Here is a 16,804-nt window from a genome sequence, read left to right on the forward strand (position 1 = left end):
GGATTGCACATTACGGCACAGCCTGAAGAAGGGGAGTAGAAGCGGATGAAAACAGCTTTCCTTACAGGAATCACAGGTCAGGACGGAGCCTACCTGGCAAAATTTTTGCTTGAGAAGGGGTACCATGTTGTAGGACTGGTACCACGCCGGAGCACGGTGGACAGGTGGCGACTGGAGTATTTGAACATCGCAGATCACGTCGAGTACAAGGACGGCGATCTATTGGATGTGTCGTCGTTAATGCGTGCGCTGAAGGCATGTAAACCAGCGGAAGTGTATCATTTAGGTGCGCAGAGCTTTGTCGGTTCGTCGTGGGAACAGCCTATTTTGACCGCGCAAGTAACTGGAATGGGTGTCCTGCATGTTCTGGAGGCGATTCGGGAAACGGACCCCGGCATCAAAATGTATCAGGCTTCATCAAGTGAGCTGTATGGATTAATCCAGGAGCCACAGCAATCAGAGCAAACGCCTTTTTACCCCAGAAGCCCATATGCAGTCTCCAAGCTGTTTGGCTACTGGATGACCAAAAACTATCGGGAAAGCTTTCAGATGTTTAGCACCAACGGTATTTTATTCAATCATGAATCACCTTTGCGTGGGCTGGAATTCGTTACGAGGAAAGTGACGCATGCAGTCGCAAGAATTGCCGCGAACAAGCAAACGGAACTGCGGCTGGGGAATATTCAGGCGAAGCGGGATTGGGGCTTTGCTGGCGATTTCGTAGAAGCGATGTGGCTGATGCTCCAGCAGGATAAACCGGATGATTATGTCATTGCGACAGGAAAAACTTCGACGGTGGAAGAGATGTGCAAAATCGCCTTCGATTATGTTGGGTTGAACTACTTAGATTACGTCGTGATTGACCCGGAGTTATATCGGCCAGCAGAAGTGGACATTTTGTTGGGCAATCCGGAAAAAGCGAAAAGAGAGCTCGGCTGGACACCGAAAACGAAGCTGGAAGAGCTCATTCATATAATGGTCGAAGCGGATATGCAGCGCGTTGCCAAACAATAAGAGGAAGGTTATTCAGGGCACCCTATTCCCGATTGCGGGATAAAAAGGGGTGTTTTTCTTTTATTTGATTATAAAGGTAGCCTAATTTTCCAAAAGGACAACCTATTGTTATTTATAGGCTGACTTATTTATCGTGTTGTTCGTTATTTTTGTCCCGTTACTCATGTGTAAAATAGCAGAAAATTCAATATTGACTGTCATGTTCTTGCGTTGGCACGCTAATTGCTTTCTGTACAAAAGTACAAACATTCTACTATTCACACTCAAAGGAGACTTGCTATGAACGTCGTTGCCAACGTATACCGGGGAGAACAGGTAGAGAGCTCACATCTCGGACATATCGCAGTCGTTGATTCGCAGGGGACATTGCTCTATGCGTACGGTGATCCCCATCGCCTTACATATGCACGCTCCAGTATGAAGCCGTTGCAGACGATTCCGGTAATCGAGACGGGGACGGCAGATCGGTATGGTTTTGAGCCGGCTGATCTTTCGCTCTGTTGCGCTTCTCACAGTGGAGAGCCACGCCATCGCACAAGGGCGCTCTCCATGCTTACGCGAGCGGGTCAGCCAGAAGCGTCGTTGCAATGCGGTACACATGTGCCACGTCATGAAGAGAGCTACAAACAGCTGATTCGGGAGGGCAAGCCGCTTACACCCGTATTCTCGAATTGCTCCGGTAAGCACTCCGGCATGATTGCCACCGCGACGCATATGGGGGAGGATGTGACTACCTATCATTTGCCTACGCATCCAGTACAACAGCGGATTCTCGAAGTAGTCGAGGACATAACAGGCTACCCCAAAGACAAGATCAACCTCGGGACAGATGGATGTGGGGTTCCCGTGTATCAATTGCCGCTCGCCCATTACGCGTGGGCATTCGCCAAGTTGGCGAGACCAGAGGTGATCGAGAACCCCGAGCGCCGAAAAGCCGTTCAGCGTATTACGGATGCCATGACCACTCATCCCGAAATGGTCGGAGGCGAGAATCGATATTGCACAGACCTCATGACAGCCTTTGGTGGTCGTATCGTAGGGAAGGCAGGCGCCGAATCGGTGTATTGCCTGGGAGATAGAGAAACAGGATGGGGCATTGCCATCAAAATCGAGGATGGAGGACCACGGGCGATCAATCCGGTCGTCAATGAAGTGCTTCGTCAACTGGGAATCGGCATGGACGGTCCTTTGGATACGCTCGCGGAATATACCAACCCGCCTATTACAAACATGAGTGGTAACGTTGTTGGACGGATCGAGACTTCCTTTCGTCTCGCCAAGACAGATTTTTCTTTACGTGTATAAATGGCATTCCCAGTAGTGCCGTTTATTCATAAAGCAACAAAGCTAATTGTTGTTTAAAAAGAAAAGGGGGTCACATGCAATGAACATGCGAAAAGGATGGAAACTGCTTAGTACCGCTGCACTTGTCACTGTCCTTGCCATTACAGGTTGTAGTCAGTCAGCAACGCCGACACAGCCAGCAGGGGGAGGTACAGCAGGTCAAGCGTCCACAGATACAGGTGGACAAGCAAATGTCGCTGCAAAACTCAAGCTCAATCTAAAGACCGAACCACCTTCGCTGGATCCGCCAAAAGGCTTTGACAGTACTTCAAACGAAGTGTTGAATGCCACAATGGAGGGCTTGGTTCGACTGGACAAGGATCACAAGCCACAAGCAGCCATGGCCGAGAAATGGGCAGTGAGTGAGGATGGGAAAACGTATACCTTTACACTGCGCGATAGCAAATGGTCAAATGGTGAACCAGTGACAGCGCAGGACTTCGAGTTTGCGTTTAAGCGCATTGTCGATCCGAACAATGCATTCCCGTCTGCTTTCCTCGCCTATTACATCGATGGAGCAGAAGCGTTCAACAAAGGAACAGGAAATGCAGACGGCGTACAGGTAAAAGCCGTAGACGAGAAGACGTTTGAGGTAAAGCTGAAGGCGCCAACAGGTTACTTCCTTCACATCCTGACGCAGCCGACCTTCTTCCCGGTGAATAAAAAAGTCGTGGAGAGCAATCCGAAATGGGCGGAAGGCGCTGCGAGCATCGTGACGAATGGACCGTTCAAAATGGAAGACTGGGTTCATGATCAATCGGTGAAGCTGGTGAAAAACGACGGCTACTGGGACCGTGATTCGATCAAATATGCGGGAATCGAGTTTGTCATGGTCAACGATGAAAATACGCAATTCCAAATGTACAAAACAGGTCAGCTCGACATGATCCAGACCGTTCCTAACGATATGAAGAAACAGTTGATTGATTCTGGAGAAGCAAAGGTAGAAACGGAAGCATCCATCTACTACTACCGGATGAACACCACTATGCCTCCATTCACTAACGCCAACATTCGGAAAGCATTTGCGCTGGCCATCGATCGCAAGACCTTGATCGACAATGTCGTGCAAGGGAAACAGACACCTGCTATGGCTCACGTGCCATTGGGCTTCCCGGAGCCAGATGGAGCAGATTTCCGTACAAAAGGCGGAGACTTCTTCAAGGATAATGATGTAGAACAAGCAAAAGCACTGCTGAAAAAAGGGATGGAAGAAGAAGGCTGGACAACCCTCCCGCCAGTCACCATGACGTATAACACCAGTGATGCACACAAGGCCATCGCGCAAGTTTTGCAGGAAATGTACAAGAAAAATCTCGGGGTAGATGTCAAGCTGGAAAACAAAGAGTGGAAAGTATTCCTGGCAGAACAGCGTGCCCGCACTCTTCAATTCTCCCGTTCGACGATCCCTGCCGACTACGGAGACCCGGTCAATTACCTTGAGCTGTTCGTGACTGACCATCCTGGAAACCGTATCAATTACAGCAACAAAGAGTATGACGCACTGGTCGAGAAGATTCGCAACACTGCCGACGAACCCGAGCGCTTCAAGCTCATGCATGACGCCGAGAAGATTTTCATGGATGATATGCCACTCGTACCTATCTATTTCGGGACAAAAGTATTTATGGAGCAGCCAAACATAAAAGGCATCGTTCGCCATCCAGTCGGCACGATTGACTACAAATGGGTAGAAATCGGCAATAAGTAATAAGTAAAATAAGCGAAGACAAGAGCGAATATTCGAAACGTTCTTGTCTTCACTTTACATCTTGGAGCGGCTGATATGGACAAAAAATCGATCATATTTATTGCGAGAATGGATGAGTTTCTACAGTCTGTCGTTAGTCAATATCATGAATTGGGAATCGGCGATGATATCCATGTCGAGGCGATGCGAGTCGACCAGCTTCCATTACGCCCGATCACGCCCGGTGCTCTCGTCATTGTATCCACTAAAAGCATCGTCCCACTTGTACAACCGTATGTGCCAAAAGAATCCAGCATCATCATTGCCAAGCGAATGCTGCCGTATCATAATTTGCGCGGCATGCTGGAGATTCCGAAAGGCGTGAAAGTGCTTCTCGTCAGTGACACCAAGGAGACGGCTGAAGAAAATGTGGAATTGCTGCGTGCCTCTGGAATGGATTTTGAACTGTATCCCTACTATCCAGGTGCTGACTATCCACCTGACATCGAGATTGCTGTAACGCCAGGAGAGGCAGAGCATGTCCCCCCGCATATTCGCAAGGTTGTCGATATCGGGTATCGGATCATCGATTTATCTACGTGGCTTGCCATCTACTCTCATTTTAAAAACGGCAATTTTCAAAAGGTGACCGCACGCGCCATGCAATCGTTGGTCGATATCACCAAAGAGCTGAACAACGAGATTCAGCATGCGCATCTGTTGAGCAAATATTTGGAGGCCATCGTCAATCGGATCGAGGACGCGGTGATTGCCATGGATGAAAAAGAAAACATCCGTTTTGTCAATCAGAAAGCAATCGATACGTTGCAGATGGAAGGGAATGAAGTCGTCGGTGAGCGGGCGTCCAATTGCTTGCCTACGAATTTTTATCAGTTGATCCGGCAGTGTGAAGAGAACAAGGATGTTTTGGTAGATTGGGCGAACAAAACCTACTTTTTCCGCAAAATGCACATCGTCATGGAAGGAATCTTTCTCGGGAGTCTGCTTTTGTTTCGTCAGGCTGCAGAAATCGAAAAGCTGGAGCATGATTATCGCATGCGCCTTTACAGCAAAGGATTGGTAGCTAAATACCAATTTGATGATTTCTATGGGGAGAGCGCGCCTGTACAAAAAGTGATTCAGATTGCCCGCAAAATCGCAAGAAGCAACTCCACTGTGCTGTTGTTGGGAGAAACAGGGACAGGGAAGGAATTGCTCGCCCAGGCTATCCACAATGCTTCGCCACGCAGAAGAGAGCCGTTTGTCGGGGTAAACTTCGCTGCCATATCGGAATCTCTTTTGGAAAGCGAGCTGTTCGGCTATGAAGAAGGGGCTTTTACTGGAGCACGTAAAGGTGGACATATCGGCTGGTTTGAATTGGCTCACAAAGGGACCATTTTTCTTGACGAGATCGGAGATGCCAGCGCAGCTATTCAAAACCGCCTGCTGCGTGTATTGCAAGAACGCCAGATTATGCGAGTAGGCGGCAGCAATATCATCCCGACAGATATTCGTGTCATCGCAGCAACGAATCAAGATTTGCAGCGGATGATTGCGGAAGGAGCCTTCCGTGCTGATTTGTATTATCGCCTGAATATCTTGCCGATTCATTTGCCGCCGCTGCGAAACAGACGGGAGGATATCCCTTGGTTGGCCCATCAATTTATAAAGAAATATTCCTATGATTTGCGCCGCCCACCGTTTACGTTAACCAATGAAGCAATGCGGGCGCTCCATGAGTACGATTGGCCTGGAAATATTCGCGAGCTCGAAAATGTAATCGAGTATTTAGCGCATGTCGTGGAGGATGAAGCGTATCCGTATCATTTGCCGTTTCTGCGGGAAATACCGGAAGCGCCGTTGCCTGTAGATGGCCTGAACAACGAATGTGAAATCATCGTCACTGAATATAAAAAAAGAGGATTTCTGGATGAAATCACGGCTATTTTGCAGGAGCTGGGGCAAGGAAGCGGAGGACGCTATACGCTACTTGCGCAGTTGCAAGAAAGAGGCCACTCGGTTACCTTACAACAGCTGCGCTATCGCCTGAAGCTTTTGCAGCAGGATGAGCTGATTCAAGTGGGAAAAGGAAGACAAGGGAGTCAGATTTCCTCGAAAGGTGAATCGTTTCTTGCCTATCTACATCGGATGAAAGCAGGGGAATGCATATGAGCGATTACTGGCGGCAGCAAGCGCTTCTGCAAAGAGAGCAGTACCTGGATGATTTGAAATCCTTTCTTTCCATTAACAGCATCGAGGATATGGCGACGTCAAAAGAAGGAAAGCCATTTGGCGAAGGTGTTGCCGCGGCGCTTGAAGCAATGCTCGCACGCGGTGAGCTGGATGGCTTCCAGATCAAAAACCTGGATGGTTACGCAGGGACAATCGAGTTCGGCAGCGGGGAAGAAGAGGTCGGCGTGCTCGTTCATATCGATGTTGTCACTGTGGGAGAAGGTTGGACGACCCCGCCTTTTGAACCGAGCATTCGCGATGGTCGCATCTATGCGCGAGGAGCGATTGACGACAAAGGCCCAGCGATGGCTGCGTACTATGCGTTGAAGCTGGTCAAGGATTCAGGCTTGTCACTGACAAAACGAGTGCGAATGATCATCGGAACAGATGAAGAGAGCGGCTGGCTGTGCATGAAGCATTTTGCCCTGCATGATCGCATCCCGCCGATTGGCTTTTCACCTGATTCCTCTTTCCCGATGACACATGCAGAGAAGGGACAGATCAACCCGACATTGACGATTCCAGTGATGGAAGCAAATGAATGGATTGGAGCATGGCAGTTAGCGTCATTTGTCTCTGGTGATCAAGGCAACAGTGTTCCCGAAAAAGCAGTCGCTCTTGTAAGACTGGACTCCCAGGCACGGCAGGAGGTCGTCCTTTCTCGATTGGCGGAAGAGTGGGAAATGTTTCTGAATGAAAACCACACAACTGGTCGTATGGAACTGGTAGGGCTGGGACAGTTGCAATTCACGCTCGCAGGAAAGCCGGCTCATGGGATGGCGCCATTCAAGGGCGTGAATGCGGGAACCTTGTTGGCTACTTTTTTGCGCTCGTACCCGTTTGGTGGCTCCTGCTTGTCCTTTCTTACAATGTTGTCTGACGTCCTGCATGAAGATTATTTTGCTCACCATCTACATATGGCTTGCGAGGATGAAGTGTCAGGCAAGCTGACGGTCAACGCGGGGATTTTGCGTTACGATTCAAGCGAAGGGGGGACAGTTCGGCTCAATATACGCTATCCAGCGACTGTTTCCTGTGAGGAATACGTTGAGAAATTGAAGCAAAGGACAGCAGAGCTGGGCTGGACGATTTCCGCTTTGCGGACATCCAAGTCGCATTATGTACCCAAAGATCATCCTGTGATCCAAACCTTGTCGCGGGTGTACGAGGAGCACACAGGAGAGCCAGCGACCCTTCTTTCCTCAGGAGGAGCTACCTACGCCAAAATCATGCCGTATGGGGTTGCTTTCGGCCCACTCTTTCCAGGGAAGGAATCCATGGCCCATCTGACTGATGAATATGCCGAGATTGACGACCTGCTGCGTGCCATGGCGATTTATGCGCATGCCATTTACGAGCTGGCTAAGTAAACGAGGAGGACTTCTATGTCAAACTATCTGGTAAAACGTATTTTGATGATGTTCGTCACCCTGTGGATTATCGTGACGCTGACGTTTGCCTTGATGCATGCCATTCCGGGGAACCCGTTTGCCTCCGAGTCGGATCAGCTGCCAGAGCAAATTCTCAATAATTTACGTGCCAAATACAACCTGGACGAACCATTGCCTGTTCAATACGTTTTATATCTGAAAAATCTGGTAATGCTCGACTTGGGCCCATCCATCAAATCAGACTCTCGTGGAGTCAATGACATGATTTCCGATGGCTTTGCTGCATCTGCCTGGTTGGGTGCACAAGCGATCGGGATCGCACTCCTTTTCGGAATTTCGTTAGGTATCATCGCAGCGCTCAATCGCAACAAATGGCTGGACTACGTTGCCATGGCACTTGCCGTATTAGGGGTAGCGATTCCGAGCTTCATTATGGCACCGCTTTTAATCAATTTTTTCGCGATCAAGCTGCCGCTCTTTCCCGTTGCGACATGGGGTACCTGGATGCATACGATACTGCCTTCACTGGCGCTCGCCTTTGGTCCAGTTGCGGTCATTACCCGCTACATGCGTGCCAGCATGATTGAAGTGATGAACCAGAACTACATTCGAACAGCAGAGGCAAAGGGGATTCCCATGTTTATCATCGTCGTCAGACATGGCATTCGCAATGCGATTCTGCCTGTTGTCACCTTTCTCGGACCTTTGATTGCCAATTTGATAACGGGAACCTTTGTCGTGGAGAAAATCTTTGCGATTCCCGGCATTGGCAAGTATTTCGTAGACGGCATTTTCAACCGTGACTATCCGGTCATTTTGGGTACGACTATTTTTTACAGTGCGATTCTGATTTTTACCATTTTCCTGATTGATATCGCATACACCCTGATTGACCCGCGGATCAAGCTGACCAACAAGGAGAGATAAACTGTGGCGATGGAGCACAAAGTGGACCCGTTATTTAGCCCGTTGGCGAAAAATACGCAGGCGAATGTCATTGCACGACCCAGTCTCAGCAATGGGCAGCAGGTCATTCGGAAGCTGCTGAAAAACAAGCTGGCTATGCTCGGGCTGTTCATTATTCTCGCTTTGGTTGGCATGGCGATCATTGGACCGAATCTCGTGCCGTATAGTTATTCCGACCAGAGCTTGTTGACCAAAAATCAGGAAATCTCCGCAGAGCATTGGTTCGGTACAGATGAGCTGGGACGTGACATGTTTGCCCGTACGTGGTATGGGGCGAGGATTTCTTTGACGATTGGCATTGTCGCGGCATTCATCGACCTGATCATCGGAGTGACAGTCGGGGGCATTGCAGGTTATATGGCAGGACGAGGCAAACGAGGGGATCGCATCGATACGATCATCATGCGTATTATCGAGGTTTTGTATGGGCTGCCGTATTTGCTGGTCGTCATTTTGCTCATGGTCGTGATGGAGCCAGGAATGCTGACGATTATTATTGCCCTGTCTGCTACGGGTTGGGTCGGTATGGCGCGGTTGGTGCGCGGACAAATCCTGCAATTGAAAAATCAAGAGTTCATTCTGGCTGCCCAAGTGCTTGGAGCGAAGTTTTCAAGAATTTTGCTAAAGCACCTGATTCCCAACACATTTGGCGTCATTATCGTCAATTTGACCTTTACGATTCCATCGGCGATTTTTGCGGAATCTTTTCTCAGCTTTCTTGGACTTGGTGTACAAGCTCCCGTCGCCAGTTGGGGGACGATGACAAACGATGGCTTGGGCGTTATTTTGACGGGCGATTGGTGGCGACTGTTTTTCCCAGCATTGATGATCTCGCTGACGATGTTCGCCTTCAACGTATTCGGCGACGGTTTGCAGGATGCACTTGATCCGCGTCTACGCGATTAGAGACGACAGGGGGAATGAGGATGAATCAGCATTTGCTGACAATCGATAACTTGCGGGTAAATTTTAAGACGTATGGTGGCGAGGTTCAAGCCGTGCGGGGAGTGTCCTTTTACGTGGACAAGGGCGAGACGGTTGCCATCGTTGGGGAGAGTGGATGTGGCAAGAGCGTTACGGCTCAAGCTATTATGGGATTAATCCCCAATCCACCTGGAAAAATCGTCGGGGGAAAGGTTGTATTTGAAGGAGCCCAAATCAGTCACCTGCCCAAAAAAGAGCTTTTGGGTATTCGCGGCACGCAGATTGGCATGGTGTTTCAAGACCCGATGACAGCACTCAATCCGACGATGAAGGTAGGGACACAAATCGTAGAGGGGTTCGTTCGCAGTCATCAAGTATCGAGAGAGGAAGCGAGAAAGCGAGCGATCGAGATGCTTTCACTCGTAGGAATTCCTGATCCGGAAAAGCGAATCGATCAGTACCCGCACCAATTTAGCGGAGGGATGCGTCAGCGTGTGGTCATTGCGATTGCTCTTGCTTGCCAGCCCAAGCTGGTGATTGCTGATGAGCCGACGACAGCACTGGATGTGACGATTCAGGCGCAAATTTTGGATTTGCTCAAGAGACTGCAAGAGGAACAGGAGTTATCGGTCGTGATTATTACCCATGATTTGGGAGTCGTAGCCGAGATCGCTCATCGTATGGTTGTCATGTATGCGGGGATGGTGGTAGAGACTGGGACGGTTGAGGACGTTTTTGCGAATCCACGTCACCCGTATACATGGGGACTGATGCGCTCCCTCCCTCGTCTGGATGAAGGCGAAAAGCAACGGTTGATTCCCATCGAAGGCAGTCCTCCAGATTTGTTCAATCCGCCAGTCGGCTGTCCGTTTGCTGCCCGCTGTGATTTTGCGATGGAGATATGCGAACAGCAGATGCCCGTGACGAGCGAATTCGGGCGTGGACATCAGGCAGCTTGCTGGCTCCACGATCCACGGGCACCGCGAATAGAGGAGCTGGTGGCAGCAGGGAGGCAGGGAGTATGACAGAGGCTTTGCTTGATGTTCGCGATTTGAAGAAGTATTTTTCGCTTGGAACGGGATTTGATTTGAAAGCAGTCGATGGTGTTTCGTTTACGATCAACAAAGGGGAGACGTTCGGTCTGGTAGGCGAAAGTGGCTGCGGGAAGTCTACGCTAGGCCGGACCATTATTCGTCTGTATGACCATACAGATGGTGAAGTGCTGTTCAAAGGGAAGAATGTTCATCAGCTTCGGGGAAAAGAAGCGGGCCAGTTCAATCGGGATGCCCAGATGATTTTCCAGGACCCGCAAGCAAGTCTGAACCCGCGTATGACCGTGGAGGATATCATTGCAGAGGGCTTGGACATCCATCATCTGAATCGCGGGATGAGACGAGAGCGTGTGGCGGAACTGCTCCATCTAGTTGGCTTGCATAAGGATCATGCGCAGCGTTTTCCACATGAATTCAGTGGGGGACAGCGCCAACGGATCGGAATCGCGCGGGCGTTGGCGGTAGAGCCGGAATTTATCATTGCTGATGAGCCGATCTCCGCACTTGACGTCTCGATTCAAGCGCAGGTCGTCAATTTATTGGAGGATTTGCAGCATGATCGCGGATTGACCTATTTGTTCATCGCGCATGATCTGTCCATGGTCAAACATATTTCCAACCGGATTGGCGTCATGTATTTGGGCAAAATGGTCGAGCTTGCACCGAGCTATGAGCTGTACGCGCGTCCGTTGCACCCTTATACGCAGGCTTTGCTCTCTTCTGTGCCAGTGCCTGACCCGACGGTGAAGCGAGAGCGTATCGTTTTGCAGGGAGATTTGCCGAGTCCAGCCAACAAGCCGAGTGGTTGCGGTTTTCGTACACGCTGCCCACTCGTACAACCTCGCTGTGCGGAAGAAGTGCCGAAGTGGCAGGAGGCCCAACCCGGGCATTGGGTGGCTTGTCATTTGATAGAGTCGTAGGAGAGAAGAAGGGCTGTTCCCAATCAGTGGGACAGCCCTTTCTTGTGAGATTATAAATAGTAGAAACAGGTAAGGACGATTGAGAAGACAATTAGTCCAGTTCCCGACGTGAGAAAAAGCGAGGTTCCGATTCGCACGAACGACTCCTTCTTTTCCTCGAAAGCAGGGTCGTTTGCTTGAACGATGTCACTGTCCATCATGCGAGGTTTGCGAAAGAACATCCCTTTCAACTGCTTGAATCCACGCAGAAAAATAGTAAAAAATCCAGAGCGTGTCACGACGGCAATACTCCCTGCGATCAACAGGAAAAGACCGATTAAAAAGCTCTGATTTATCAATGGCACCAACGTACCGGCTTGAATGGTAATTCCTAAAATCACACTGCTGATCACGGAGAGAGCAAGTAGGAGAATGAGCCATTTTTTCAACGAAGAAGCACGTCCTTTTTATAGTGTGGGTGCAATGCGCTCTGCTTCCCGCAAAAAAGCTTGAACGGCAGGTGGGGCTTCACGAAGCGAACGTACAGCCAAGCCGATTTGCCGAGAGAGAGGAGGCGTGATTTCTATGACAGCGACATCGGGTAGTTGCGATGGTAGAGTCAGTGACGGAACGACTGTCACCCCAATACCGCTTTCTACCATGGCCAATATCGTTGTATTATCAGCGATTTCATAGGAAACATTTGGTGTAAGCCCAGCCTTGGCAAACTCCGCGCCAATCAACAAGTCACAACCCGCCATGGGCATGAGAAACGATTCGCGGGCTAATTGCTCCAGGGTGAGAGAGTGCTCTTTTGCTAGAGGATGATTGGTTGGCACGACAGCATGCAGGGCGTCTGTAGTCAGCAGGATTCCCTCTAGCTCGTCATCGGGCCACACATGAAAACCGACATCGACAACCCCCGAGCGAATCCATTCTTTTATTTCTTGATAGCTTCCTTCATATAGCTTTGTTTGCATATGCGGATAGTAACTTTCTATCGACTTTAGCAATTTTGGAAGGAGCTGAGCAGTTACGCTGGGAAAAGAAGCAATCCGGAGCGTTGCCTCCGTTAGCCCACTTGATTCGGCAGCCACCTGTTTAATCAGTGAGACGTTTTCCAATATGGTCCGGGCAGAGGCGACGATTTTTTCGCCAGCTGCGGTCAGCTTAACCCCACTGCGATTGCGGGTAAACAAGGAAATGCCGAGCTCTTTCTCCAGTGCGCCGATGGTATGACTTACACCCGACTGGCTCAAACCGATTTGTTCTCCTGCTCGCGTGAAATTGCCAGTGTTGGTGACAGCCACAAGGACTTCCATTTGAAACAAAGTCATGGCGCTCCTCCTTTCATGAAGTTTTTATCATGGTTGGCATGCGAAAGCTTCATTTTACAGCGCGGTTGCATCACTTTAAGATGAAAAGCAAGAGAAGCATTCGTTTAACAAAAGGAGAGAAATTAACCATGAATCATGTGAGCGTATACCATGTGGACGCCTTTACGAGAGAGCCGTTTGCAGGCAATCCCGCAGGCGTTATCCCGGAAGCAGGTACTTTGACTTTACACCAAATGCAGAAAATTGCCAATGAGTTGAATCTTCCTGAGTCTGCCTTTTTGATGCCGTCCGACCATCCAGAAGCAGATTTTCGTATTCGCTACTTTTCTCCTTCGGTTGAGATCGACTTCTGCGGCCATGCGACAGTGGGTTCTGCTTGGCTATTGGCAACAGAACGCGGATGGTTGGAGAAGGGTAGCCGTATCGTGTTTGAGACAAACGTCGGGTTGATTCCTGTTCAATTGGTGATGGAGGATGGTCAGTTACAGCGAGTGGAAATGACCCAAATCAAGCCTTCTGTGAAGGAGATCGATTTAGACAGAGAAGAGGTAGCGAGGTTGGTTGGCCTAACATTGGCTGATTTGGACGATCGCTATCCGATGAAGCTCGCTTCCACTGGCAATATGCATCTGCTCGTTCCAGTCCGCACCCGTCAGGCGATTGATGCAGCGCAGCCATTGTTCTCTTCGCTCGCAGAAATGAACAGGGAACATAGCATTACAACCACCCATTTGTTTACGTGGGATGCTCCTGAAGGCTATGACTTGTACACGAGGGATTTTGCACCTGCGATCGGGATTGCGGAAGATCCCGTAACGGGTGCTGCAAACGGGGCACTGGCTGGCTATTTGGCGTTGGAAGAGTTGCTGCCTGCTGGAAAAGTGACACACCTTGTCGTAGGGCAAGGGCATGCGATTGATCGGCCAGGAAAGCTGTATGTAACGGTCGATCGCTCTGGTGAAGAGCCTGTTATTCGCGTAGCAGGTGAGGCGCATTTGACGATTGCGGGGCAGATGAGGGTTTAAATTACGATCTAGAAGGAAGACGTTCTTTAATAATGAAGAAATAAGTGAATAAAATTAGAAAGGAACTTGATGTTACAGGCAATTTATTTGATCAAGTTGATTTTACAGGTCGATTAGAAGTTTCCGTATACCGGCCTAATGCAAATGACTTTGTTACGTTCAAGAAAAGCTGGGGAGACACTTTAGATTATGAAGAATATCTATATCATCTGGGTGGAGTATTAGATTGGTCAAGTGGCTATTGTCAATTTGGTGTTAATGCAACTGGAAAAGTGAGAGTGTCATTTGAAACAAATGATTGTGTTTTATCTAGCGACTATGCAAAGAATCCAGAAAAATTTTCGTATAAAGAGAAATAGATAGAAGTGCATCATGAATAAAAAGTTGAACTCCAAACTAGTAATTAACTACTGGTTTGGAGTTTTCTTATGTGTTTTGGGAAGTCCTTTGTCTGAGGGGGGTTAAGCGTAAAATCTTTTCTACCAATAGACACATTTGAAATATAAATCAATGACAAAATTAGAATATTATGGTATTTTCTCTGTAAAAATATGTTACGCCTCTCGTATTATCTCGAGTCGCATGGAAGGGGATCGATAGATTTGCTCATAGCCATAAACACAATCTTTCTACTTATCTTTGCCTTCATACTGGCAAAACTTCTTACCCTATTAAAACAAACCCAGAGACAGGTCCATCACTTCCACCCATTCATCCCTGAAACAGGACCAGCAATCGGCACCAAACTACAATCACTACCTTTCCGCACGCTAAGCGGTCAAGAGCAACAACTAAATCATCTGCCCCGCCCACTGATCGTAAACTTCACCCATACAGGCTGCGGGCATTGTGCCAATCATGTGCACGAACTATTGTCCGAGGGAAGGGTGCTCACAGATGCATCCGTTATCATCTCAACAGAATCCGAGCACATATCCACTTCCCAATGGCTACGAGAAAACAACATATCTGGCATCCCTGTCTTGATCGGCAACGAACCCATGCTGAAAACCTACCAGATCAATCATTTCCCTAGCATTTTCGTAATCGACGAACAGAACGTCATTCGTGCCAAGCCAATAACCGCCGTGGAAACCAAAAAGAAGCTCCTGGCGCTAGCAGGTGAACCAGCATGACTCGCTCCTATTTCATTAAAACCGTTCGATTGATTTGGCAGCATGGCAAGCTATGGCTCATATGTTCCATTGCCCTCAGAATCATCCTGGCATTTTCCCCATTAGCATCAATCTGGATCATGAAAGAAATGGTGAACGAGGTTACAGCCATTGCACTGGACCAGACGGATGATTACCAGCCATTGCTTTGGCTACTCGCAGGATTGTTTTCTGTGACACTGGTGACCAATGCGTTGGAAACGGTCTTGCGCATTCTAGATGCCCATACGGAGCAACGACTGGAATATCATTTGGAGCATTTGGTAGCAAAGAAAGCAGCATCTGTTCCGCTCTCTTATTTCGATGATCCGGAATTTTACAACCACCACCATCGTATCCGGGCAGAGGCTATGGGGGAACGCTTTTTGGACCCTGTGGAAAGGGTATTGGATCTTGGGAAAAATCTGATTACTCTGATTTCCTATGCGGTGTTTTTGCTTAGCATTCACTGGGGATTGGCTGTGATGAGCTTGCTGGCCGTGATCCCGCTGTTAATTGTCCAAATCAAATTTGGTATGTCGGAATACTTTCTCGCAAGGCTCCAGACGCCAGAGATTCGCGAAGCCTCTTACATCAGCTCGATCCTAAATGAGCGCGACAGCTCCAAAGAGGTCCGACTGTTTCAACTAAAGGACTTTTTGCTAGGCAGATGGTCTCGCCTGTATTTAAAAAACATGAAAGAGGTACTTCGTCTGCTCCACCGCAGGGAAAAAGCACTGATTCTCTCAGGAATTTTTACCTCCTCGATGTATATTGGCTGCTTGGGATTAGTCGTATCGCTGCTTCGTGCGAGCGCCTTGAAAGTAGGGGATTTTGTAGCCATTGCACAAGCGGTACAGAATACGCAGCAGTTGCTTTCGCTCATGACCTTTAACCTCGCACATATCGTTAACAGATGCTTGTACATCGCTGATCTGTTTGATTTTCTGGAATACGAGGATAAAACGATTCCGCAGCTCACTGGCAAAGCGGAGTTTCCCACCAAGCTGCAATTTGGTATTACGTTTGATCGGGTGTCGTTTTGCTATCCCAAAATGGAGCGCAATGTGATCAATGAAGTTTCCTTTACGATCAAGCCAGGGGAGCGTATTGCGATTGTTGGCGATAATGGCTCTGGAAAAACGACGCTCGTCAAATGCTTGATGGGGCTTTATCCAGTTCATTCGGGGAATATTCTGTTTGATAATCAGTCGATTCATGAGCTCGATATTTCCGACCTGCAACGAAATATCACGGTCATTTTCCAAGACTTCATTCGTTACAATTTCACTGCTGGAGAGAACATCACCATTGGGAGAGTGACGCAGGAAATCAATCCCGCGCAGATGAGGCAAGTAGCGGTTGAAACAGGGGCTGATACCTTTATTCGCAAGCTTCCCAGTGGATACGATACGATATTGGGTCGGACGCTACAGGATGGTGAAGACCTGTCAGGTGGACAATGGCAGAAGATCGCGTTGGCGCGGGCTTTATACAGAAGAGGAGAGATTTTTATTCTGGACGAGCCTACGGCGGCACTTGATCCGCAAGCAGAGCTGGAAGTATTTCAGCAGTTTGATGCCCTCACACAGAACAAGACGGCGATTTTTATTTCCCATCGGATGGCTGCAGCACGAATGGCGGATCGGATTTTTGTCATGAAGCAAGGTCAGCTGATCGAAGTGGGGCATCATGATGAGTTAATGGATGCAAACGGAGAATATTCGCGTATGTACCGTATGCAGGCGAAATGGTTTGCGTAACGAAGGAGGGGTG

At 48.8% G+C, this 16,804-nt stretch carries 15 protein-coding genes; 13 read left to right on the top strand and 2 right to left on the bottom strand.

What is annotated here, in order from left to right:
* Window positions 1-45: 45 nt before the first annotated feature.
* The 9 genes from ACKKE8_RS10045 (at window position 46) to ACKKE8_RS10085 (ending at window position 11,533) form a co-directional block, all read left to right on the top strand.
* Window positions 46-1,014, top strand: a complete 969-nt coding sequence (locus tag ACKKE8_RS10045) for a GDP-mannose 4,6-dehydratase (protein WP_409178052.1) — start codon at window positions 46-48, stop codon at window positions 1,012-1,014.
* 279 nt (window positions 1,015-1,293) lie between these two features.
* Window positions 1,294-2,319, top strand: a complete 1,026-nt coding sequence (locus ACKKE8_RS10050; RefSeq protein WP_409178053.1) for an asparaginase — start codon at window positions 1,294-1,296, stop codon at window positions 2,317-2,319.
* A gap of 79 nt (window positions 2,320-2,398) precedes the next feature.
* A complete protein-coding gene (locus ACKKE8_RS10055) occupies window positions 2,399-4,069 on the top strand; it encodes a peptide ABC transporter substrate-binding protein (RefSeq protein WP_409178054.1) in 1,671 nt (556 codons plus the stop codon).
* Between the two features lie 75 nt (window positions 4,070-4,144).
* Entirely contained in the window at window positions 4,145-6,220 is a 2,076-nt protein-coding gene (locus tag ACKKE8_RS10060; protein WP_409178055.1) for a sigma-54 interaction domain-containing protein, read from the top strand.
* Window positions 6,217-7,650 carry a dipeptidase PepV gene (gene pepV / locus ACKKE8_RS10065; protein ID WP_409178056.1) on the top strand — a complete coding sequence of 478 codons (1,434 nt, stop codon included), beginning with the start codon at window positions 6,217-6,219 and terminating at the stop codon, window positions 7,648-7,650. Before ACKKE8_RS10060 ends, pepV begins: the two co-directional genes overlap by 4 nt.
* Before the next feature lie 15 nt (window positions 7,651-7,665).
* Window positions 7,666-8,598, top strand: a complete 933-nt coding sequence (locus ACKKE8_RS10070) for an ABC transporter permease (RefSeq protein WP_409178057.1) — start codon at window positions 7,666-7,668, stop codon at window positions 8,596-8,598.
* A 9-nt stretch (window positions 8,599-8,607) separates the two neighbouring features.
* The gene (locus tag ACKKE8_RS10075; RefSeq protein ID WP_409179089.1) at window positions 8,608-9,543 is read left to right on the top strand and encodes an ABC transporter permease; all 936 of its coding nucleotides are present in this window, start codon (window positions 8,608-8,610) and stop codon (window positions 9,541-9,543) included.
* A gap of 20 nt (window positions 9,544-9,563) precedes the next feature.
* Window positions 9,564-10,586, top strand: coding sequence for an ABC transporter ATP-binding protein (locus tag ACKKE8_RS10080; RefSeq protein WP_409178058.1), 1,023 nt, complete (start codon window positions 9,564-9,566; stop codon window positions 10,584-10,586).
* On the top strand, window positions 10,583-11,533 hold the full coding sequence (locus ACKKE8_RS10085) for an ABC transporter ATP-binding protein (RefSeq protein ID WP_409178059.1): 951 nt from the start codon (window positions 10,583-10,585) through the stop codon (window positions 11,531-11,533). The genes ACKKE8_RS10080 and ACKKE8_RS10085 overlap by 4 nt, the downstream gene beginning before the upstream one ends.
* A gap of 50 nt (window positions 11,534-11,583) precedes the next feature.
* Here the strand turns inward: ACKKE8_RS10085 and ACKKE8_RS10090 are convergent, their stop codons facing one another.
* Together ACKKE8_RS10090 and ACKKE8_RS10095 are read right to left on the bottom strand one after the other, a co-directional pair.
* On the bottom strand, window positions 11,584-11,961 hold the full coding sequence (locus tag ACKKE8_RS10090) for a DUF3899 domain-containing protein (RefSeq protein WP_047071201.1): 378 nt from the start codon (window positions 11,959-11,961) through the stop codon (window positions 11,584-11,586).
* 18 nt (window positions 11,962-11,979) lie between these two features.
* On the bottom strand, window positions 11,980-12,849 hold the full coding sequence (locus ACKKE8_RS10095; protein WP_409178060.1) for a LysR family transcriptional regulator: 870 nt from the start codon (window positions 12,847-12,849) through the stop codon (window positions 11,980-11,982).
* Between the two features lie 128 nt (window positions 12,850-12,977).
* Here ACKKE8_RS10095 and ACKKE8_RS10100 point away from each other — a divergent pair, with 128 nt between their 5' ends.
* From ACKKE8_RS10100 to ACKKE8_RS10115, 4 genes are all read left to right on the top strand, one after another.
* The gene (locus ACKKE8_RS10100) at window positions 12,978-13,874 is read left to right on the top strand and encodes a PhzF family phenazine biosynthesis protein (protein WP_409178061.1); all 897 of its coding nucleotides are present in this window, start codon (window positions 12,978-12,980) and stop codon (window positions 13,872-13,874) included.
* Between the two features lie 44 nt (window positions 13,875-13,918).
* On the top strand, window positions 13,919-14,233 hold the full coding sequence (locus tag ACKKE8_RS10105; protein ID WP_409178062.1) for a hypothetical protein: 315 nt from the start codon (window positions 13,919-13,921) through the stop codon (window positions 14,231-14,233).
* A 243-nt stretch (window positions 14,234-14,476) separates the two neighbouring features.
* Window positions 14,477-15,010, top strand: a complete 534-nt coding sequence (locus ACKKE8_RS10110; protein WP_409178063.1) for a TlpA family protein disulfide reductase — start codon at window positions 14,477-14,479, stop codon at window positions 15,008-15,010.
* Window positions 15,007-16,791, top strand: coding sequence for an ABC transporter ATP-binding protein (locus ACKKE8_RS10115; protein WP_409178064.1), 1,785 nt, complete (start codon window positions 15,007-15,009; stop codon window positions 16,789-16,791). Before ACKKE8_RS10110 ends, ACKKE8_RS10115 begins: the two co-directional genes overlap by 4 nt.
* The last annotated feature ends 13 nt before the right edge of the window (window positions 16,792-16,804 follow it).

The organism is Brevibacillus fortis, assembly GCF_046196545.1.
Lineage (GTDB): Bacteria > Bacillota > Bacilli > Brevibacillales > Brevibacillaceae > Brevibacillus > Brevibacillus fortis_A.

Bases quoted from the DNA above. Each gene is read 5' to 3' on its own strand.
- pepV (WP_409178056.1), top strand. From the start codon at position 6,217: ATGAGCGATTACTGGCGGCAGCAAGCGCTTCTGCAAAGAGAGCAGTAC.
- ACKKE8_RS10100 (WP_409178061.1), top strand. From the start codon at position 12,978: ATGAATCATGTGAGCGTATACCATGTGGACGCCTTTACGAGAGAGCCG.
- ACKKE8_RS10055 (WP_409178054.1), top strand. From the start codon at position 2,399: ATGAACATGCGAAAAGGATGGAAACTGCTTAGTACCGCTGCACTTGTC.
- ACKKE8_RS10050 (WP_409178053.1), top strand. From the start codon at position 1,294: ATGAACGTCGTTGCCAACGTATACCGGGGAGAACAGGTAGAGAGCTCA.
- ACKKE8_RS10045 (WP_409178052.1), top strand. From the start codon at position 46: ATGAAAACAGCTTTCCTTACAGGAATCACAGGTCAGGACGGAGCCTAC.
- ACKKE8_RS10060 (WP_409178055.1), top strand. From the start codon at position 4,145: ATGGACAAAAAATCGATCATATTTATTGCGAGAATGGATGAGTTTCTA.
- ACKKE8_RS10070 (WP_409178057.1), top strand. From the start codon at position 7,666: ATGTCAAACTATCTGGTAAAACGTATTTTGATGATGTTCGTCACCCTG.
- ACKKE8_RS10115 (WP_409178064.1), top strand. From the start codon at position 15,007: ATGACTCGCTCCTATTTCATTAAAACCGTTCGATTGATTTGGCAGCAT.
- ACKKE8_RS10075 (WP_409179089.1), top strand. From the start codon at position 8,608: ATGGAGCACAAAGTGGACCCGTTATTTAGCCCGTTGGCGAAAAATACG.
- ACKKE8_RS10080 (WP_409178058.1), top strand. From the start codon at position 9,564: ATGAATCAGCATTTGCTGACAATCGATAACTTGCGGGTAAATTTTAAG.
- ACKKE8_RS10085 (WP_409178059.1), top strand. From the start codon at position 10,583: ATGACAGAGGCTTTGCTTGATGTTCGCGATTTGAAGAAGTATTTTTCG.
- ACKKE8_RS10095 (WP_409178060.1), bottom strand. From the start codon at position 12,849: ATGACTTTGTTTCAAATGGAAGTCCTTGTGGCTGTCACCAACACTGGC.